Source organism: Halobacillus litoralis, from assembly GCF_009856355.1.
Lineage (GTDB): Bacteria > Bacillota > Bacilli > Bacillales > Halobacillaceae > Halobacillus > Halobacillus litoralis_B.
Genome location: NZ_WMEW01000002.1, coordinates 258,347 through 277,520, shown reverse-complemented (window position 1 = coordinate 277,520; position 19,174 = coordinate 258,347). Strand labels below are relative to the sequence as shown.

Below are 19,174 nucleotides of genomic sequence, written 5' to 3'. Positions count from 1 at the left end.
CGTATGGGAGACCAGCGAGGATATTTTGAAGGTGTGTTAACCATCGAGGCGTCCGGTCCGTTATTGGAACCTTTTTTACAAGCGTGTACGCGTCGGGGGTGTCGAATTACCGGCCTCAGGCGCCTGGACGAAACGACCGTCCGCTTCTCCATTCGTTTGAAGGATTGGAAAACCCTGCGTTCGCTGCGTAGGAAATACAAATGCCGTTTGACCATTAAAGAAGGGAAGGGTGTTCCTTTTTTATACAAGCTCATGATGAGGAGGCTCTCTGTGGCAGCTGCTTTTCTGGCTGCGCTTGTACTCATCTTTCTGGCGGCGAATACCTTGTGGTCCATTAAGGTGGAGGGGCTGACTCCGGAATTAGAAGCAGCTGTGGAAAAGAAGCTGACCAGCTACGGGGTTTCCCCGGGCCGTTTGACCATCGGCATGAAGGACCCGAATGATATTCAGCAGAAGCTTTTGGAGGATATACCGGACCTTTTATGGATCGGGGTGAAAAAGCAGGGGACAAGCTATCATTTGTACGGCGTTAAAAAAATAAGGCACGATACAAATCAGGACACCCGGCCTTCCGATCTCATTGCGTCGAAGAAAGGGATGATTGTGCAGACCTTCATAAAAAAAGGGCGGCCGCTGGTTTCCGTTTACGACGTGGTTAAGAAGGGCCAGGTTCTCGCCACAGGCGAACTCGTCGAAGAGGGGGAGGTTTTTGTACACACAGAAGGGCATGTAACAGCCGAGACGTGGTATCGTGTGGAGCAGGAGCTTCCTCTACAGCAGATTTTAACCCTGACCGACGGGACTGTGGAGGCCGAGTACCACTTGAAAATAGGAAGCTGGTCGATTCCGTTGTGGGGGTGGTGGCGCGGAAATGAGGGGAGCTACAGGGATGAAAATGTCACAACAGATTGGAAGGTCTTTTCATATCCGCTCCCTTTGAACATGAAGCGTGTGGACCATTTTGCGATTGATACCGGAGCGATGGAATCATCCCGGAAAGAAATAGAGAAGATAGGACGGAAGGCGGCGGGACAGAGCCTGCTGCAGGAGCTTGAACCAGGAGCAGAAATCAAGGACGAAAAAGTTTTGCACCTCAGTGAGGAGCATGGTAAAGTAAAATTAATCCTATTGTACAAAGTTTATGAAGACATTGCAGAGACCAAGTATATTAGTCAAGGAGATTGAGTATGCCGGAAGAGTTGAAAACAATCGACATCCAATTGGATAATACAACAGAAACTCTGGCCCTGTTCGGGACAGAGGACCGTAATTTAAAACAAATTGAAGAACAGCTGCAGGTGACCATCATTTCCCGCGGCGGTCAGGTCCGGGTTTCCGGACAGGCGGAGCATGTTCAATTAGTCGAGGATATCCTCATGAGTGTCCTGGCTCTTATCCGCAAAGGACTGTCCGTGACGGAGCGCGATATCGTCTACGCCGTAGAACTGGCTAAAAAAGGAAAAATCAATCAATTTGAAGCACTGTTTGAAGATGAAATCACGAAAAACTCTAAAGGTAAGTCGATCCGGGTGAAAACGCTCGGGCAGCGGAATTATATTGCTGCAATAAAAAACCATGATCTTGTATTCGGCATCGGCCCTGCCGGAACCGGAAAAACATACTTAGCTGTTATTATGGCCGTCAATGCCCTGAAAAATGGGGATGTAAAAAGGATCATTTTGACAAGGCCTGCTGTTGAAGCCGGGGAAAGCCTCGGGTTCCTGCCTGGAGATCTGAAAGAGAAAGTGGACCCTTACCTGCGGCCGCTGTACGATTCGCTCCACGACGTCTTCGGAGCCGAGCATACCGCAAGACTTATCGACCGTGGAACCATTGAAATTGCGCCGCTGGCTTATATGAGAGGCCGCACGCTGGATGACGCTTTTGCTATTCTGGATGAAGCGCAGAATACCACTCCTGAACAGATGAAGATGTTCCTGACCCGTCTTGGGTTTGGATCGAAGATGATCATTACCGGGGACATTACACAGGTCGATCTGCCCAAAGGGGTGAAGTCCGGCCTGCGTGTCGCTGAAGAGAAGCTCGGATCCATCAAAGGCGCATCATTCATTAAACTCGATCAGTCGGACGTTGTGCGCCACCCGCTTGTACAGAGAATCATTGACGCTTACGAAAATGATAAACAATAAGACCCGTACCCCGGGTCTTATTTCTTTTTGTCCCCGCTTCCCATGAACCATTTGCCTTGGAGCATTACTCCCTATATGATAGGGGAAGAGGGAAGCTTTCCGCTTGGACAAGCGGGTTTATGGCTGAGAAGGAAAAGGCCCATAATAACGATACCCCGATCAAATGCAGATACTATGGATGAGGCTGAACAAGCCCCTAAACGAGGAGGAAGACTAGTGATCACCATTGATTTTCACGATGAAACGAATTCTGTAGATGAAGCTTTTGTAGATATGATCCAGCGCATACTTGAATTTGCTGGTGGACAGGAAGGCATCACCGGCGATGCTGAAGTATCCGTAAGCTTTGTGGATAATAAAGAAATCCAGGAAATCAACCGTAACTACCGGCAGAAGGATGAGCCCACTGATGTGATTTCATTTGCGATGCAGGAAACAGGAGAAGGCGAAATGGACGTCCTGGATGAAAACCTTCCAATGATGCTTGGTGATATTGTCATTTCTGTTGACAAGGCTAAGGAACAGGCGGAGGATTACAACCACTCCCTGGAAAGGGAATTCGGTTTTCTGGCCCTCCACGGGTTCCTTCACCTGCTGGGATATGATCATATGAATGAAGAGGATGAGAAGAAGATGTTCACCCGCCAGGAGGACATTCTCCATGAATTCGGGCTCCAGCGATCCTAAAAAGAAGGGAATAGGGTTCGCCTGTGCATGGAAGGGGATCAGGCTGGTATGGAGTTCAGAGCGGAATTTCCGTATTCATACCGCTGCCGCTGTCCTTGCTTTAACAGCGGGGGGGATCCTTGGTTTATCCACTGTGGAGTGGGCCGTCCTGATTGTGACGATCGCTCTTGTTCTGACACTGGAAATGGTGAACTCCGCCGTGGAGAAACTGCTTGATCACCTGCACCCGTCCCATCACCCTGCCGTCGGAGCTGTGAAGGATGTGTCAGCAGGTGCGGTACTCACAGCTGCAGGTGGTTCTGTGGTCATAGGAATTTTCCTGTTCGGTCCGAAGCTTGCTGCTGTTTTGATGTAACCGCAGACCTTACGGGATGTTATAATAGAATAAAGAAGAACCTCAGGGTTGGATTTTATTGGAGGAACATGTATGACAGAGAACTTTAAATCAGGCTTTATAACAATTGTCGGACGTCCGAACGTTGGTAAATCCACGTTCATGAACCGTGTGATTGGTGAAAAGATTGCCATCATGAGTGATAAGCCGCAGACAACAAGAAATAAAATTCAGGGCGTTTACACAGATGAAGAATCCCAGATGGTCTTTATCGACACCCCTGGTATCCATAAACCGAAGCATAAGCTTGGTGACTTTATGGTGAATACAGCAGAAAACACATTAAACGAAGTCGATGCCGTTTTGTTTATGATTAATGCAGAAGAAGGGTACGGCCGGGGAGATCAGTTTATCATCGATCGTCTTCAGCGCGTCGACCAGCCTGTTTTCTTGATCATTAACAAAATCGACCGCGTCCATCCTGACGAACTCCTGCCTTTGATTGAGCAGTATAAGGGTATGTATGAGTTTGAGGAGATTATCCCGATTTCCGCTCTTGAAGGCAATAATGTCAATCATCTGCTCGGGGTATTAAAGGGTCATCTGCCGGAAGGCCCGCAGTTTTACCCGGAAGACCAGATCACCGATCACCCGGAACGGTTCGTTATCAGTGAATTTATCCGTGAAAAGGTGCTCCATTTGACCAGAGAGGAAATTCCACATTCGATTGCTGTCGTGATTGAAGGGATAAAGCCGAGGGAAGATGCTCCCGGTGTCTATATCCAGGCGGCCATCATCGTGGAACGCAAATCCCAAAAAGGGATCATCATTGGAAAACAGGGCAGCATGCTGAAGGAAGTCGGCAAGAGGGCCCGCAAAGATATTGAATCCCTGCTCGGCAGTAAAGTGTATCTTGAACTGTGGGTGAAAGTGCAGAAAGACTGGCGGAATAAGCAGATTCAACTTAGTGATTTCGGTTACAGGGACGACGAATATTAAAGGTTGGAAAATATTAAGCCTTATAGATCAGGCCCGGGGAAAGCAGTCTAATAATGTAAATGGTATCAGCGAATAAAAGAAAGGCGGTGTTTCTTGTGCTCGACAACCTTTCATGGAATGTTTTCAGACAGACTGGAAATGTGGAAACTTATTTGATGATGAAAGAATTTGAGTCGCAGGATCAACAACAGTCTCAGGAACCATTTGCTTCCTCTCCTGATCCCCTGACCACGAATGATCAAAATTCGTAAACGGAGCAGGTGATACACTTGATGGACAAAGTGGAAGGCCTTGTGATCCGTACTAATAATTATGGGGAAACACATAAGATAGTCACGATGATGACAAGGGAGAAAGGAAAAATAGGTGTGATGGCCCGTGGCGCTAAAAAGCCTAAGAGCCGTATGGCATCTGTATCCCAGCCGTTTATTCACGGAATGTATCTCATACAGTCAGGATCCGGACTTGGATCTATGAGCCAGGGTGAAATGGTATCCTCTCTCCGCTCCATCCGGGAGGATATCGTTAAAACCGCCTACGCCTCCTACATTGCGGAGCTGACCGATAAGCTCATAGAAGAAAAACAGCCGGATCCCTTTCTTTTTGAACAGCTCCTTCAGACGATGGTCTGGATCAATGAAGGGAAAGATCCCAATATCCTGACCATGATGTATGAATTGAAGCTTTTTAAAAAGGCGGGTTTTGCCCCGGTCGTCGATCACTGTCTGAACTGCGGCAGTATAGAGGGGCCGTTTTCGTTTTCCATGGCTGAAGGGGGTCTCCTCTGCTACCGCTGCAAGTCTATCGACCCTGGTGTCTATGGCCTGCCGGACCCGCTGCCAAAGCTTCTGCGTGTATTTTTACATATGGATGTAAAACGACTTGGACAGATTACCATGAAGGAAGAAAATAAAAAGCTTCTGCGTCAGCTGATGGATGAATACTACGATCGTTACGGCGGGTATTTTATCAAATCCAAAAAGTTCTTGAACCAGCTTGATTTATTTTCTGAGTGATGTTTGACAGCATCGTTGCAACTAGAGTATGATTCTAATATCAAATATACGTACTGCAGTGAAAGAGAGGAGTAGCTGGATTCCGTTCTCCATTAGCGAGCCTGTGGCGGTGAAAGTCAGGCGGGAACCATTCAGTGAAGGCACTCTGGAGCAGTTTTTCAAAGTGGCTTTTCTACATAGAAGAGCAATTAGGGTGGAACCGCGGAAATCCCGTCCCTATGTCTGTTTAAGGCATAGGGGCGGGATTTTCTTTATCCGCCCACCTATATGAGGAGGGAAAGACTTGAATATTCAAGATATGATTTTAACGCTGCAGAATCACTGGTCCAACCAGGGATGTCTGTTGATGCAGGCTTACGATACGGAAAAAGGGGCCGGGACGATGTCACCAATGACGCTGCTTCGAAGCCTTGGGCCGGAGCCATGGAACGTAGCTTACGTGGAGCCTTCCCGCCGACCGGCGGACGGCCGTTACGGCCAGAACCCGAACCGTTTGTATCAGCACCACCAGTTCCAGGTCATTATGAAGCCGTCACCTGATAACATCCAGGAGCTGTATTTAGACTCTCTTCGTGCTCTGGGTATCGATCCGCTGAAGCATGATATCCGTTTTGTTGAAGATAACTGGGAAAATCCAACCCTTGGAGCTGCAGGTCTTGGATGGGAAGTGTGGCTGGATGGAATGGAAATCACGCAGTTTACGTACTTCCAGCAGATCGGTGGACTGGAAGCGAAGCCGGTTTCAGCAGAAATCACCTACGGACTTGAGCGTCTTGCGTCGTATATCCAGGACAAGGAAAATGTGTTTGACCTGGAGTGGACCAATGGGGTGACAGTCGGGGATATCTTTACTCAACCGGAATATGAACATTCCGTATATACGTTCGAAGCGTCTGATGAAAAGATGCTGTTCGATTTGTTTACGACTTATGAAAAGGAAGCTGAACGCATCATGGAGCAGGGACTCGTGTTCCCGGCGTATGATTATGTGCTGAAGTGTTCGCATACGTTCAACCTGCTGGACGCAAAAGGGGTCATCAGTGTAACTGAACGAACGGGTTACATTTCCCGCGTCCGTAACCTGGCCCGTAAAATTGCGAAAACGTACGTCGAAGAAAGGGAACGCCTCGGCTTCCCAATGTTGAAGAAAGAAGGTGGAGCAGATGAGTAAGACAGTATTATTTGAGCTCGGCCTGGAAGAACTTCCTGCCCGTTTTATTAATGACGCTCTTGCCCAGTTACAAGATAAAACAGAAAAATGGCTGACAGATCATCGGATTCCTTTCGGTGACATCCATGGCTTCGCCACACCAAGAAGACTGGCTGTTCAAATTACAGAAGTCGCTGATAAGCAGCCGGATATAGAAGAAGAGGCGAAGGGGCCTGCTAAAAAGATCGCCCTTGATGACGAAGGGAACTGGTCGAAAGCTGCCATCGGTTTTACTAAAGGACAAGGCAGAGATGTGGATGATATATACTTCAAGGAAATCAAAGGTACAGAATACGTGCACGTCCGTAAATTCATTGAAGGAAAGGAAACCGCTGCCCTTCTTGAGAAATTTGGAGATGTTTTCCTTTCTCTGAACTTTCCGAAGAATATGCGCTGGGGGTCCCGCGATCTCCGTTTTGCCCGTCCGATCCGCTGGATGGTGGCTTTATTCGGTGAGCAGATCATTCCTTTCCAGATTGAGAACGTTCAGACAGACCGTCTGACATTCGGCCATCGTTTCCTTGGTTCGCAAACGTCCATACCAAATGCCGATCAATACGAACAGACACTTTCCGAACAATATGTCATGGCCTCGGTGAAAAAACGTGAGGATCGAATTATAAGCCAGCTAAAACAGCTCGAGGAGAAGCAGAACTGGAAGCTGATGATGGATGAGGACCTTCTCGAAGAAGTGACCCAGCTGGTGGAATATCCAACCGTGTTCAGCGGAGCCTTTTCTGAAGAATTTCTGGAGGTGCCTGAGGAAGCCTTGATCACATCAATGAAAGAGCATCAGCGCTACTTCCCGGTACGTTCCAATGAGAATGAACTGCTTCCGTATTTCGTTGGGGTGCGCAATGGAGATGACCAGAACATAGACAATGTCGCCCGTGGAAATGAGAAGGTACTGAAAGCGCGCCTGAAAGATGCACAGTTCTTTTATGAGGAAGACCAAAAAGGAAGCATTGATGAGAAAATGGAGAAGCTTTCCCGTATGGTTTATCAAGAGGAACTGGGGACACTTGCGGATAAGGTGCAGCGTATAACAGCGATTACAGGTAAGCTGGGCGAATGGCTTGGTCTGAGTGAAGAAGAAAGCCGGAAAGCTAAGCGCGCCGCTGAAATCTGTAAATTTGACCTTGTCACACAGATGGTCGATGAATTTACCGAGCTTCAGGGAGTGATGGGGGAGAAGTATGCCCGCCTGTTTGGTGAAGATGAGGAAGTGGCTGCAGCCATTAATGAGCACTATATGCCTCGTCAAGCCAATGGTGAAGTACCCGCCTCCACCATAGGTTCCATTGTAAGCATTGCGGATAAACTCGATACCATAGTCGGCAGCGTGTCGATCGGAAATGTCCCAACAGGTTCCCAGGACCCTTACGGTTTAAGAAGACAGGCGCTCGGCATTCTTCAGACGTTGAACAGCCGTGGCTGGTCTGTCTCTGTTGAGAAACTGATCGACCTTGTTCATCAGTTCTATGTAGAGCTTGAACTTCCGACGAGATCAGAAGAAGAGGTTCACAAAGATCTTCATGAATTTTTCCGTGTCCGTGCGGCCTATCTGCTCCGTGAAAAACAAGTGGATCCAGATGTGGTGGAAGCTGTTCTCGCCCAGGGAATCGGTTACTTCCCTGTTGCAGGAAGAAAGGCGGAACTGCTGGTTGAAAAACGGAATGAACCTTCTTTCAAACCTGTGCAGGAAGCGCTCGGCCGTGTATTGAATCTAGCGAAGAAAGCCGACGAAGAAACGGTGCGCCCAGAGCTGTTTGAGAACAAAGAAGAGCAGCAGCTTTACGATGTTTTCCAAACGGTCCATGAAACTTACAGCCGTCAGATGTCTGAAGGCCGAGTAGAAGAAGCCCTGGAAACCCTGTCGGAACTGGCGGATTCCATTCACGCCTTCTTTGACGCCGTTATGGTCATGGCGGAGGATGAAAAAGTCAGAAACAATCGTCTAGGTCTGCTGAAGCAGATTTCTGAAGACATTTATCAGTATGCGGACTTGACACAAATCGAGTGGAAACAGCAGTTCTAAGCACCCTTCTTTTACCGATTTATCAAAATGAGGTATAATGAAGAATAGTATGTCACATTTAGTGTTCAGGGTGGTGAGAACTTGGAATTATCAAACCGGCAGGAGCAGATTATTCAAATTGTGAAGGATAATGGACCGATTACCGGAGAGAACATCGCAGAAAGACTGGAATTGACACGGGCAACCCTGCGTCCCGATCTCGCTATATTAACGATGGCGGGATATCTGGATGCACGGCCCCGTGTAGGGTATTTTTTCACGGGGAAAACAGGTTCTGAACTTTTTACAGAAAAGCTGAAAAAGTTCAAAGTGTGGGAATACCAGTCCCTCCCTGTTGTTGTTGAGGAAGACGTATCGGCCTACGATGCGATTTGCGCGATGTTTCTTGAGGATGTCGGAACATTGTTTGTCACCAACAATAAATCCCACCTTGTCGGCGTCCTGTCCAGGAAGGACTTGCTCAGGACAAGCATCGGATCGAAGGATTTAACGTCTGTCCCGGTTCATATGATTATGACGCGTATGCCGAATATTACGATATGTGAGCCTGAAGATCTTCTCTTGGACGCCGCCCAGAAGTTAATAGAAAAACAGATCGATGGTCTGCCGGTCGTGAACCCAGTAGAAGACGGGCTTGAAGTCGTTGGGCGTTTAACGAAAACGAACATAACGAAAGCCCTTGTAGAACTTGCACGCGATCAGCATATTTGAGCCAGGATTAGGAGGGGCAGTATGGAGAAACCATTAATTTATGTACTATCCGATTCCGTAGGGGAGACCGCTGAGCTGGTTACGAAAGCCTGTTTAAGCCAGTTTGATGACGGACCTTTTGACCTTCAGCGCATCCCGTATGTAGAAGATAAAGGGACCATTAACGAAGCTGTCCTTCAAGCGAAAGAGCATGATGCGATGATCGGCTTTACACTTGTCGTTCCTGAATACAGGACGCACCTCAAACAGGAAGCTGAAAAACATGGGGTCCGGTGTGTAGACATTATGGGTCCGATGATGGAAGCAATGGAAAGCCACTTGAAGATTCAGCCGCGGCTTGAACCCGGTCTTGTTCATAAGCTTGATGAAGATTATTTCAAGCGGGTGGAGGCGATCGAATTTGCTGTCCGGTATGATGACGGCCGTGATCCAAGAGGCATTGCCAAAGCAGACATTGTGTTGATCGGTGTATCACGTACATCCAAAACACCATTGTCACAGTACCTTGCCCATAAGAGGCTGAAGGTGGCCAACGTCCCAATCGTACCGGAGGTCCAGCCCCCCTCTGAACTTTTCCGGGTGGATCCGGAGAAATGCATCGGGTTGAAAATCAGTGCAGAGAAGCTGAATGATATCCGCAAGGAACGATTGAAATCCCTGGGGCTTGGGGATCAGGCGACTTATGCGAATCTGGAGCGTATCAGCCAGGAGTTGGAGCATTTCAATCGAATTGTCGATAAAATCGACTGTCCGGTAATCGATGTTTCCAATAAGGCTGTTGAAGAAACGGCTAATATCATTTTGAATAAACTGAGGAAAGATGCTCAGGAATAATGCAGGGTCTCAAAAAGTCGCGCTTTGATTAAGCGCGGCTTTTGTTGGGAAGAATGAAATTAGGTAAAATTAGACATAGCATTCACAGGAGAAATGTATTATAATATTTTTTTGTGGAAAAATCCTGACAGGTCCGGTTTTATACCTGCAGGTTCTTTATTCCTTTCCTGCATTGTCTACTTTTCAGAAAAATAAAACATTAGCATTTTAGGAGGATTCTACCGCTTGCTGTAGAAATATTGATACTATGCCAAATTTACATCGAACGGTCTGGGTGGACGCAGACAGCTGTCCTGTTCAAAAGGAAATTGAGGAACTGAGCGCGGACTGCGGCGTCACAGCCAGATTCATTGCTACGGTTAATCATTTCAGTACAGAGAAGTCGAGGGGGTCCTGGACCTTCGTGGATGATGGGTCCCAGTCTGTAGACCTTTACATTTTGAATGCAGCTGCCAGGAGGGATGTAGTCATTACACAGGACTTGTCGCTGGCTGTTCTTCTGACCTCTAAAGGGGTTTATGTGATGACACCTCGAGGAAAACTGATAAAGGAATCCGATGCCGATCATATTATGAACCAGAAGTTTATCCGGCAGCAGACGATGAAGCAGAAGCGTAAATGGAAGGGTCCTTCCGCCTTTACGGACAAGCATAGAGAAGAGTTCCGGAAAACTTTCCAATATTTGTTGTCTGAATATGAAGGAATTTAGCCTTTGGAAGAGAATAATTGAGTAGTATGGTGATCATATGGCTGGACACATTCCAGAAGAAAAAGTAGATGAAATTCGGAAATCGACCGACATTGTGGAAGTGATCGGTGATTATGTTGACTTAAAAAAGCAGGGTAGAAACCATTTTGGTCTATGTCCATTCCACGGGGAAAACACTCCTTCTTTTTCCGTTTCGCAAGATAAACAGATTTTCCATTGTTTTGGTTGTGGAAAGGGAGGGAATGTCTACACCTTCCTTATGGAAATGGAAGGGTACAGTTTTGTACAGGCGCTCAGGCAGCTTTCTGAACGCACAGGTGTGGAAATTCCAGATCAATTTGCAGAGGAAAACCACACCGGGGCGGATAATCAGGAATCCCAGGCGATGCTTGAGGCTCACCAGTGGCTGACAAAATTATACCATCATTTGTTAAAGAATTCCAAGGATGGCCGCAAAGCCTATGAATATCTATTGGAACGAGGTTTCACAGAAGAAACCATCCAGAAATATCAGCTCGGATATTCACCGGATGATAAGGAATTTGTCGTTACCTTTCTTGAGAAAAAAGGTTTTCATCCGCAGGCGATGGTCAAAGCCGGTCTTTTAAGTGTGAATGATCAGGGGAATTATGCCGACCGCTTTCGCGGAAGAGTCATGTTTCCGCTTCGTAACCACCTTGGAAAGACGGTTGCTTTTGCTGGGAGATCGCTTGGAGATCAGGAGCCGAAATATTTGAACAGTCCGGAAACGGATCTGTTCCATAAAGGACGGCTGCTTTACAACTTTGATCTTGCCCGGTCTTCTATACGGAAGGAAAAAACCGTCGTTCTATTTGAAGGGTTCGGGGATGTTATATCCGCTGCCCAATCGGGAATCCCTTATGCAGTAGGGACGATGGGGACATCGCTTTCCAGCACACAGGCCAATTTATTAAAAAAGTATGCGGATCAGATCATCGTCTGCTATGACGGTGACCGGGCCGGCATCGAAGCGGCAGTCAAGGCTGCCAAGCTCACAAAGAGTATTGGTTGTCAGACGTTTGTCGCCCGCGTCCCTGACGGTCTCGATCCGGATGATTTCATCCGCCGGCACGGTGGCGGCCGCTTCAAAAAAGAAGTGCTTGATACGAGTGATACGTACATTTCCTTCATGATGAGTTATCTCCGCAGGGATTATAACCTGCAGGTGGAAGGAGATCGGATCGCTTATATCGAAAAAGTACTACAGGAGATTGCCACTCTTGACCGTGCCGTCGAGAGGGAGCATTACTTGAATGAACTGTCGTCTGAATTTCAATTATCCCTGGAAACCTTAAAAGAGGAAATCAGTCAGATAAGAAGTCGTCAGGGTGTGAAGGATAATGAGCCGAGGAACCGATATACTAACCCTAAGAGGGAAACATCGGTTCAGAACAAGCTTCTTCCTGCCTTTCATAATGCAGAAAGAAAGCTGATTGCATATATGTTGAAAGATCCCTATATTGCTGATAAAGTTCAGGAGGAAATAGGAGGGGCTTTTAACATAGAAGATCATCAGGTCATTGTCACCCATCTTTACGCATATTATGAAGACGGCAATGAATCAGATATCAGTCAGTTCGTTGAAATGATTGAAGATATGTCCATCAAAAACCTCGTGATCGAGCTCGCTATGGCCCCCGTCAGTGAGGAAGTATCCGATCAGGAAATCCATGATTATATTGAACGGATTCGATTGGAAAGCTGGGATCGAACGGATATCAAGAGCCTGGAATCCGAGTTGAAACGGGCCGAACAGCAGAATGAGCCGATCAAGGCAGCGGAAATTGCGATGGAGATTATAAAGCGGAAAAAAGAATTAAAAGCGTAATCAGGTAGAGTTTGGATAGATTGTTGGAAGGAGGGGGACTTATGGCAGAGAAGAAACAACAGCCATCACGTTCTAAAGAAACTGAAAATCAGACGGAATTGACCCTGGAGCAGGCCAAGGAGCAGGTCGTAGAGTTAGGGAAAAAACGAGGGATCCTTGCATATGAAGAGGTGGCCGAGAAATTATCCAGCTTTGAACTTGACTCTGATCAGATGGATGAATTTTATGAGCATCTGAACGAGCAGGGAGTGGAAGTCATCGGTGATTCGGATTCAGACCCGAGTATAAAGCAGCTTGATAAGGAAGAGGAATTCGACCTTAATGACTTAAGCGTGCCTCCTGGTGTTAAAATCAATGACCCGGTCCGTATGTATCTGAAAGAAATCGGACGCGTCAATCTGTTATCAGCCAAAGACGAAATCAGTCTTGCCCAGCGTATTGAAAATGGGGACGAAGAAGCAAAAAGGGATTTGGCAGAAGCCAACCTTCGTCTTGTTGTAAGTATTGCCAAGCGTTACGTCGGACGCGGCATGCTTTTCCTTGACCTTATTCAGGAAGGAAACATGGGTCTGATTAAAGCCGTGGAAAAATTCGATTACCGTAAGGGATATAAATTCAGTACCTATGCTACGTGGTGGATCAGACAGGCGATTACCCGTGCCATTGCCGACCAGGCACGTACCATTCGTATTCCCGTCCACATGGTGGAAACCATTAACAAACTGATCCGGGTACAGCGTCAGCTCCTTCAGGATCTCGGACGCGAACCGACTCCGGAGGAAATTGCTCAGGATATGGATCTTACACCTGATAAAGTCCGTGAAATCCTTAAGATTGCCCAGGAGCCTGTATCATTGGAAACGCCGATTGGTGAAGAGGACGATTCCCATCTTGGTGATTTCATTGAGGACCAGGAAGCAACCTCTCCATCTGACCATGCCGCTTATGAGTTATTGAAGGAGCAGCTTGAAGATGTTCTTGATACGCTGACAGATAGAGAAGAGAACGTTCTGCGTCTGCGTTTCGGTCTTGATGACGGACGCACGAGAACGCTGGAAGAGGTAGGAAAAGTGTTTGGAGTAACCCGGGAACGGATCCGTCAGATTGAAGCGAAAGCCCTTCGTAAGCTGAGACACCCAAGCCGGAGCAAGCGCCTTAAAGACTTTATGGAATAAAACAGTTATCAACTCAGGGTTCTTTTACAACGCCTATGTAGGAGGATCCTGAGTTCTTCTGTTTTTGGGAGGACAGTATGCAGGAAGAGCGTACGAAAACCATCATACATGAGATTCAATACTGGAAAGAAAACCGTCTTCTTCCCTCGGAATACTGTGACTTTCTGCTGGCATTGTATACTAAAGGCGAGGAAGAAAAACCCGGTCCTGCTCCAGTACGGTCTGTACAGCCGCTGGTCCCGGTCTTTGTTCTGCTCAGCCTGTTTATGATACCCCTTACATTACTTGTCATTTATTTTACTGAAATGGGATTCATAATGCAAACAGGGCTTTTGTCGTTTTTTGTAGGACTGGTATGGTTTATGAGTGGATGGTTACACTATAAACGAACGGACTGGTATTTGATCCCTTTTGTGAATGGTCTGTTGATCATTTTTTCCGCGTCCATCTTTTTGCTCGATCACTGGACAGCTTCCGTCCGGGCCATCCACCTGACCATGTTGTTTCATTTTTTTCTGTGGATCTTCCTTGGATGGTTGATGAACATCCGTTTTTTATTGTGGAGCGGCGTAACCGCTGTCATTTTATGGATCTTTTTCATTGTTTTATAAGTTTTCGATGGTTTAGCCTTTAATAAGTAACGGTTTTCATATAAAATAAAAATAGTCGAATAGACGCGAAAAATTCATATAGGGAATACATAAGGAGGTTGCCATTCATGAGAAAGAACCCTGTGATCCCATTTGCAATTATCGCTGTACTGGGGATCGTAGCCATGATCATTGTTTCTTCTGCCGGTATCAACCAACGTGAAGCGATTGAGAGCGAGGAAGAAGGCGGTGGAGAACAGACGGAAGAAACTGCATCCGCTGATCCGGAAGAAATGTACCAGAACAAGTGTTCCAGCTGCCATGGGGGCGACTTGAGTGGAGGCGCTGGTCCGAACCTCCAGGAAGTCGGATCCCGTTATTCAGCAGAAGAGATTCAGGACATTATCATCAATGGTAAAGGATCGCAAATGCCACCAGGCCTTTATACAGGTGAGCAGGCGGCTCAGCTGGCAGAATGGCTCGCTGAGAAAAAATAAGAAGTACGTGAGAAGCTTTCTGTGCTGTCAGAAAGCTTTTCTTTATGAGAGGAACGATGATTTATGAATGTACACCAACTATCCGGGCGTCTGGCAAAGGTAGCGGAATACCTGCCTGCTGGAGCACGGTTTGCGGATATAGGATCTGACCATGCCTATCTGCCTTGTTATGTCTGCTTAAAAGACCCGCAGGCAGAAGCCGTCGCCGGTGAGGTCAATCAAGGTCCTTATGACAGTGCAATGGATGAAGTGAAATCCCATAACCTGGAGTCCAGAATCCATGTCAGACTGGGAGATGGTCTCGACGTCGTCCAGCCTGGAGAAGTAGAGCAGGTGACCATTGCTGGCATGGGAGGTCCGTTAATCCGGGATATCCTTGCCAGGGGGGAGGATAAGCTGACCGCGGTCAACCGCATCATCGCACAGCCGAACATTGACGCGCGGTCCATCCGTCAGTGGTTTTACAGCCATGGATACAACCTCGTTGATGAACAGATCATGGAGGAGGGCGGTCACATATACGAAATACTCGTTGCGGAAAAAGGGGATCCGGCCGGTGCTTATGATCCTGTCAACAGGGAAAAGGAGCTTTGGCTCGGACCTTATCTTATGAAGGAAAAGTCTCAGGCCTTCCTCAGGAAGTGGCAGGAGGAAATGGCGAAGAAAACCTATATTCTTGATCAAATGCAAAAAGCATCTACAGTAGATACAGAAAAAGTGGAACTGCTTCAAAAGGAAATCAAATGGCTGGAGGAGGTTTTATCAGAATGACGAAAGTGACAGCCGGACAGATCATCAAAACGTTTGAAAAGTGGGCGCCGAAAAGCTTTGCTTATGACTGGGACAACGTAGGTCTTCAGGTCGGCAGTCTGAACAAGCCCGTGGAAAATGTAATGGTGACGCTGGACGTTGTGGAAAGTGTCGTAGATGAGGCCGTTGAAAAAAAGGTGGACCTTATTATAGCTCACCATCCTTTGTTATTTGTGAATCTCCATCAAATCAATGTGGATACGCCAAAAGGCCGGGTCGTGCAGAAGCTGATCAAACATGATATCACGGTTTATGCAGCGCATACGAATCTGGATGTTGCCGAAGGCGGAGTGAATGACGTGATGGCAGATCTACTTGAAGTTAAAGACCGTCGTCCGCTTATTCCGACTGAAACAAAGAAGCTGGTTAAACTGGCCGTGTTCGTCCCGGATTCCCATCTGGAAATGGTAAGGGACGCCGTGAGTGGAGCAGGTGCAGGCTTTATCGGTGATTACAGCCACTGTACCTATCAGGTTTCGGGTGAGGGAACGTTTAAACCTCAAGAGGGTACGAATCCCTTTATCGGGGAACAGGGCCGGTTGGAGCAGGTGCGGGAAAAGCGTCTGGAAACCATTGTCCCGCAGGAGAAACTGTCTGAGGTTCTTCAGGCAATGGCAAACGCCCATCCTTATGAAGAGGCGGCTTACGATCTTTATCCTCTTCTTAATGAAGGCCGGACGTTTGGCATTGGCAGGGTAGGACAACTGGAAGAGCCGGTCTCCCTTAAGGACTTTGCCGACAAGGTGAAGGAACGTTTTCATGTCTCTCATGTACGCGTGGCAGGAAACATGGAAAAGACGATTAAAACCGTTGCCCTTCTCGGAGGTAGTGGGGAAAAATATATTCATAAGGCAAAGAGAAGCGGCGCTGATGTATATGTAACAGGAGATATGACCTTCCATATGACTCAGGATGCCGTGGAGATGGGCCTGAATGTCATTGATCCCGGGCACCATGTAGAGAAGGTTGTCTGTGCAAAAGTGCAGCAGTATCTGGAGGAACACTGCAATGAGAATGGAGCATTGAAGGTCCTTCTTTCTGAAGTAGATACAGAACCTTTTGCAATCCAGTAAAAAAAGGATGAAAGCGGAACGCTTTCATCCTTTTTATTATCGTTTCACTTTTTTACGGGCTCTTACTGGAGGGAGAATTTTCTTCTGTTCGACTTTGGATTCACGAATCCATGTAGATTCGTCCTCGTGATCAAACTGCTCGATGAATTTAATCACTTCTTTTGTAATCGGTGTTGGAGTTGAAGCTCCTGCTGTTACCGCTACTGTATGGACATCTTCAAGCCAATCCAGGTCAATTTCTGTGACATCGGCAATCCGGTAGGCGGTGGTTCCAGCCTTTTCCTTGGATACCTGGGCAAGTCTGTTGGAATTATTACTCATAGGATCACCGACTACGAGTGTCAAGTCGGCCTGCCCTGCCTGTTCTGCAACAGCCTCCTGACGCACTTGTGTGGCCATACAGATCTCCTGCTGTTTCTCAAGCTGTGGGAACTTCTCCCTGGCTTTTTCCATGACATCATACACATCCCATTGACTCATCGTCGTCTGGTTGGTGATCATCAGTTTATCATGGTCCAGCTCAAGGTTTTCCACGTCTTCCTCCGTCTGTACGAGGTGGACTTTGCCGGGAGCAACCCCCATGGCACCTTCCGGCTCAGGGTGTCCTTTTTTACCCACGTAAATGACTTCGAATCCTTCCGCGACTTTGCTGCGGATCAAGTTGTGGGTGTTGGTAACATCCGGGCATGTGGCGTCAAGAACAGTCAGGCCTTTGTCACGGGCCCGGTCCTTCACCTGTGGGGAAACGCCGTGCGCAGTGAAGATCACCGTTCCTTCGTGAATACCTTCCAGCATATCGCTGCGGTTTTTACCATCAACAGTGATAATACCTTCCTCTTTAAAGGCCTCGGTTACGTGGGAATTATGGACAATCATACCTAATATATAAATCGGGCGCGGCAGATTCTGGTCTTTTGAAGCATTTCGTGCGATGACCATGGCATCTACCACTCCGTAACAATAACCGCGAGGGGCGATTTTAATAACTTCCATTGATTAACGTCCTCCTCTTTATCCAATCGAACATCTTATAAGATACCATCTTCATTATAAAGGGTAAAGCGTAAGTTGACAAAGAAAGCGGTGGTCAGACAACGTTATCGTGCAATTTAAGGCACACTCTATTATAATAGGGAAGGAACATTTTACATTAAAGGAGAACGGACATGAGTAAGCATACTTTTGAACAATACGCAATTTCCTCTACAGTGAGCAGAATTGTAGAAGGACTGGGCTTCAAGCAGCCCACACCAATCCAGCAGCAGGTTCTGCCACCGGCATTAAGAGGGGAAAGCTTGATCGGACAATCCCATACTGGATCCGGCAAGACACATGCCTACCTGCTGGCTTTATTCAGCCGGATGGATGAGAACGCCGATGCCGTACAGTTTGTCATTACAGCACCCACACGGGAACTGGCTATTCAGATTCACGAAGAAGTGAAAAAGGCGGTTAAACACGCAGGAAAACAGGAGGTATGGCGGTCCAAACTGTTGATTGGTGGAACGGATAAACAGAAGATGGTGGAGAAGTTGTCTTCCAATCCTCCTCAAATCATCGTAGGAACACCAGGGCGTATCCTTGATATGGTGAAAGAGGAGGCGGTGGATCTTTACCAAGCGAAGTCCTTTGTTTTAGACGAAGCCGACTTGATGCTCGACCTTGGCTTTATCGAAGAAGTCGATCAGATTCTTGTGCGGATGGCTGAAGATGTCCAGATGCTTGTTTTCTCTGCAACCATCCCTGAAAGGCTGCAGCCATTCCTGAAAAAATATTTAACCAATCCGACTCATATTGAAATTGAAGACGATAAGCCTTCACCGGAAACGATGGAGCATCGACTGATTCCTCTCCGCCATAAACAGCCGGGGGAAGTCATCATGGACATTACGAAGGCGATTCAGCCTTATCTGGCCATCATTTTCACAAATGGGAAAGGGCTTGCGGACGAGCTTGCGGATGATTTGATAAGCCGCGGGCTGGAAGTTGGAGTCCTTCACGGAGGTTTGTCCCCCCGGGAAAGAAAAAGAGTACTGAAGGAAATCCAAAACCTCCGTTATCAATACATTGTAGCTACTGACTTGGCTGCACGCGGTATTGATATCCAGGGTGTGAGCCATGTGATCAATGCTCAGATGCCGAAGGAAGAGGAGTTTTATATTCACCGCGTCGGCCGTACAGCAAGGGCCGGTCTTGAAGGTACAGCAATCAACCTTTATCAGGAAAAGGATCTCCCTTTGATTCAAAAACTGGAAAAGAAAGGTTTATCTTTCCAATTTTACGAAGTGAAACAAGGGGAATGGAGAGAAGTAAATGCCTATAATGAGCGTCAGATTCGTGAAAAGAAGGAAACGAATCTGGATAAGCAGGCTAAACAACTCGTCCGTCGTCCGAAGAAAGTAAAACCGGGCTATAAGAAAAAGATGAAAAAACAGGCGGAACAAAATAAACGCAGATTGAAGCAGAATCGGTTTAAAAAGAAATAAGAAAGG

General features: G+C 47.2%; 20 protein-coding genes and 1 other annotated feature. Of the genes, 19 read left to right on the top strand and 1 reads right to left on the bottom strand.

What is annotated here, in order from left to right; translation table 11 throughout:
• Positions 1 to 3: 3 nt before the first annotated feature.
• From yqfD to GLV97_RS05145, 18 genes are all read left to right on the top strand, one after another.
• On the top strand, positions 4 to 1,185 hold the full coding sequence (gene yqfD, locus GLV97_RS05230; protein WP_160889178.1) for a sporulation protein YqfD: 1,182 nt from the start codon (positions 4 to 6) through the stop codon (positions 1,183 to 1,185).
• Positions 1,186 to 1,187: 2 nt separating this feature from the next.
• A complete protein-coding gene (locus GLV97_RS05225; protein WP_160836158.1) occupies positions 1,188 to 2,150 on the top strand; it encodes a PhoH family protein in 963 nt (320 codons plus the stop codon).
• A 219-nt stretch (positions 2,151 to 2,369) separates the two neighbouring features.
• A complete protein-coding gene (gene ybeY, locus GLV97_RS05220) occupies positions 2,370 to 2,837 on the top strand; it encodes an rRNA maturation RNase YbeY (protein ID WP_160836506.1) in 468 nt (155 codons plus the stop codon).
• Positions 2,812 to 3,192, top strand: coding sequence for a diacylglycerol kinase (locus GLV97_RS05215; RefSeq protein WP_160840654.1), 381 nt, complete (start codon positions 2,812 to 2,814; stop codon positions 3,190 to 3,192). Before ybeY ends, GLV97_RS05215 begins: the two co-directional genes overlap by 26 nt.
• Positions 3,193 to 3,264: 72 nt before the next feature.
• Positions 3,265 to 4,170: a GTPase Era gene (era, locus tag GLV97_RS05210; RefSeq protein ID WP_160836156.1), complete on the top strand. Its 906-nt coding sequence runs from the start codon at positions 3,265 to 3,267 to the stop codon at positions 4,168 to 4,170.
• A 59-nt stretch (positions 4,171 to 4,229) separates the two neighbouring features.
• Complete coding sequence (locus GLV97_RS05205; protein WP_202409598.1) at positions 4,230 to 4,421, top strand: YqzL family protein; 192 nt, start codon at positions 4,230 to 4,232, stop codon at positions 4,419 to 4,421.
• An 18-nt stretch (positions 4,422 to 4,439) separates the two neighbouring features.
• Positions 4,440 to 5,186: a DNA repair protein RecO gene (gene recO, locus GLV97_RS05200; RefSeq protein WP_160840652.1), complete on the top strand. Its 747-nt coding sequence runs from the start codon at positions 4,440 to 4,442 to the stop codon at positions 5,184 to 5,186.
• Positions 5,187 to 5,235: 49 nt separating this feature from the next.
• Positions 5,236 to 5,407: a binding site (T-box leader), on the top strand.
• Positions 5,408 to 5,469: 62 nt separating this feature from the next.
• Entirely contained in the window at positions 5,470 to 6,357 is an 888-nt protein-coding gene (gene glyQ / locus GLV97_RS05195; protein WP_160836154.1) for a glycine--tRNA ligase subunit alpha, read from the top strand.
• Positions 6,350 to 8,434 (top strand): glycine--tRNA ligase subunit beta, encoded by a 2,085-nt coding sequence (gene glyS, locus GLV97_RS05190; RefSeq protein ID WP_160889177.1) that lies wholly within the window; start codon positions 6,350 to 6,352, stop codon positions 8,432 to 8,434. The genes glyQ and glyS overlap by 8 nt, the downstream gene beginning before the upstream one ends.
• An 81-nt stretch (positions 8,435 to 8,515) precedes the next feature.
• Positions 8,516 to 9,145, top strand: coding sequence for a helix-turn-helix transcriptional regulator (locus GLV97_RS05185; protein WP_160889176.1), 630 nt, complete (start codon positions 8,516 to 8,518; stop codon positions 9,143 to 9,145).
• 21 nt (positions 9,146 to 9,166) lie between these two features.
• The gene (locus GLV97_RS05180) at positions 9,167 to 9,979 is read left to right on the top strand and encodes a pyruvate, water dikinase regulatory protein (RefSeq protein ID WP_160836151.1); all 813 of its coding nucleotides are present in this window, start codon (positions 9,167 to 9,169) and stop codon (positions 9,977 to 9,979) included.
• 247 nt (positions 9,980 to 10,226) lie between these two features.
• Positions 10,227 to 10,688, top strand: coding sequence for a DUF188 domain-containing protein (locus GLV97_RS05175; protein WP_160836150.1), 462 nt, complete (start codon positions 10,227 to 10,229; stop codon positions 10,686 to 10,688).
• Positions 10,689 to 10,725: 37 nt separating this feature from the next.
• Complete coding sequence (gene dnaG, locus GLV97_RS05170; RefSeq protein ID WP_160889175.1) at positions 10,726 to 12,537, top strand: DNA primase; 1,812 nt, start codon at positions 10,726 to 10,728, stop codon at positions 12,535 to 12,537.
• A 41-nt stretch (positions 12,538 to 12,578) separates the two neighbouring features.
• Entirely contained in the window at positions 12,579 to 13,712 is a 1,134-nt protein-coding gene (gene rpoD / locus GLV97_RS05165; protein ID WP_160836148.1) for an RNA polymerase sigma factor RpoD, read from the top strand.
• A gap of 77 nt (positions 13,713 to 13,789) precedes the next feature.
• Positions 13,790 to 14,323, top strand: a complete 534-nt coding sequence (locus tag GLV97_RS05160; RefSeq protein WP_160836147.1) for a hypothetical protein — start codon at positions 13,790 to 13,792, stop codon at positions 14,321 to 14,323.
• A gap of 107 nt (positions 14,324 to 14,430) precedes the next feature.
• A complete protein-coding gene (gene cccA / locus GLV97_RS05155; RefSeq protein WP_160836146.1) occupies positions 14,431 to 14,799 on the top strand; it encodes a cytochrome c550 in 369 nt (122 codons plus the stop codon).
• Between the two features lie 63 nt (positions 14,800 to 14,862).
• Entirely contained in the window at positions 14,863 to 15,570 is a 708-nt protein-coding gene (locus GLV97_RS05150) for a tRNA (adenine(22)-N(1))-methyltransferase (RefSeq protein WP_160836145.1), read from the top strand.
• Positions 15,567 to 16,682 carry a Nif3-like dinuclear metal center hexameric protein gene (locus tag GLV97_RS05145; protein ID WP_160889174.1) on the top strand — a complete coding sequence of 372 codons (1,116 nt, stop codon included), beginning with the start codon at positions 15,567 to 15,569 and terminating at the stop codon, positions 16,680 to 16,682. The genes GLV97_RS05150 and GLV97_RS05145 overlap by 4 nt, the downstream gene beginning before the upstream one ends.
• A gap of 36 nt (positions 16,683 to 16,718) precedes the next feature.
• Here the strand turns inward: GLV97_RS05145 and GLV97_RS05140 are convergent, their stop codons facing one another.
• The gene (locus GLV97_RS05140) at positions 16,719 to 17,675 is read right to left on the bottom strand and encodes a 4-hydroxy-3-methylbut-2-enyl diphosphate reductase (RefSeq protein ID WP_160836143.1); all 957 of its coding nucleotides are present in this window, start codon (positions 17,673 to 17,675) and stop codon (positions 16,719 to 16,721) included.
• Positions 17,676 to 17,848: 173 nt separating this feature from the next.
• On the opposite strand from GLV97_RS05140, the gene GLV97_RS05135 reads away from it, so the two are divergent.
• Positions 17,849 to 19,168, top strand: a complete 1,320-nt coding sequence (locus tag GLV97_RS05135; RefSeq protein WP_160836142.1) for a DEAD/DEAH box helicase — start codon at positions 17,849 to 17,851, stop codon at positions 19,166 to 19,168.
• The last annotated feature ends 6 nt before the right edge of the window (positions 19,169 to 19,174 follow it).

Excerpts from the sequence above, each read along its gene's own strand:
- GLV97_RS05225 (WP_160836158.1), top strand. The coding sequence starts at position 1,188 with ATGCCGGAAGAGTTGAAAACAATCGACATCCAATTGGATAATACAACA.
- GLV97_RS05215 (WP_160840654.1), top strand. The coding sequence starts at position 2,812 with ATGAATTCGGGCTCCAGCGATCCTAAAAAGAAGGGAATAGGGTTCGCC.
- era (WP_160836156.1), top strand. The coding sequence starts at position 3,265 with ATGACAGAGAACTTTAAATCAGGCTTTATAACAATTGTCGGACGTCCG.
- yqfD (WP_160889178.1), top strand. The coding sequence starts at position 4 with ATGGGAGACCAGCGAGGATATTTTGAAGGTGTGTTAACCATCGAGGCG.
- GLV97_RS05180 (WP_160836151.1), top strand. The coding sequence starts at position 9,167 with ATGGAGAAACCATTAATTTATGTACTATCCGATTCCGTAGGGGAGACC.
- GLV97_RS05160 (WP_160836147.1), top strand. The coding sequence starts at position 13,790 with ATGCAGGAAGAGCGTACGAAAACCATCATACATGAGATTCAATACTGG.
- dnaG (WP_160889175.1), top strand. The coding sequence starts at position 10,726 with ATGGCTGGACACATTCCAGAAGAAAAAGTAGATGAAATTCGGAAATCG.
- glyS (WP_160889177.1), top strand. The coding sequence starts at position 6,350 with ATGAGTAAGACAGTATTATTTGAGCTCGGCCTGGAAGAACTTCCTGCC.
- GLV97_RS05135 (WP_160836142.1), top strand. The coding sequence starts at position 17,849 with ATGAGTAAGCATACTTTTGAACAATACGCAATTTCCTCTACAGTGAGC.
- GLV97_RS05175 (WP_160836150.1), top strand. The coding sequence starts at position 10,227 with ATGCCAAATTTACATCGAACGGTCTGGGTGGACGCAGACAGCTGTCCT.
- rpoD (WP_160836148.1), top strand. The coding sequence starts at position 12,579 with ATGGCAGAGAAGAAACAACAGCCATCACGTTCTAAAGAAACTGAAAAT.
- GLV97_RS05205 (WP_202409598.1), top strand. The coding sequence starts at position 4,230 with ATGGTATCAGCGAATAAAAGAAAGGCGGTGTTTCTTGTGCTCGACAAC.
- GLV97_RS05140 (WP_160836143.1), bottom strand. The coding sequence starts at position 17,675 with ATGGAAGTTATTAAAATCGCCCCTCGCGGTTATTGTTACGGAGTGGTA.
- cccA (WP_160836146.1), top strand. The coding sequence starts at position 14,431 with ATGAGAAAGAACCCTGTGATCCCATTTGCAATTATCGCTGTACTGGGG.
- GLV97_RS05145 (WP_160889174.1), top strand. The coding sequence starts at position 15,567 with ATGACGAAAGTGACAGCCGGACAGATCATCAAAACGTTTGAAAAGTGG.
- GLV97_RS05150 (WP_160836145.1), top strand. The coding sequence starts at position 14,863 with ATGAATGTACACCAACTATCCGGGCGTCTGGCAAAGGTAGCGGAATAC.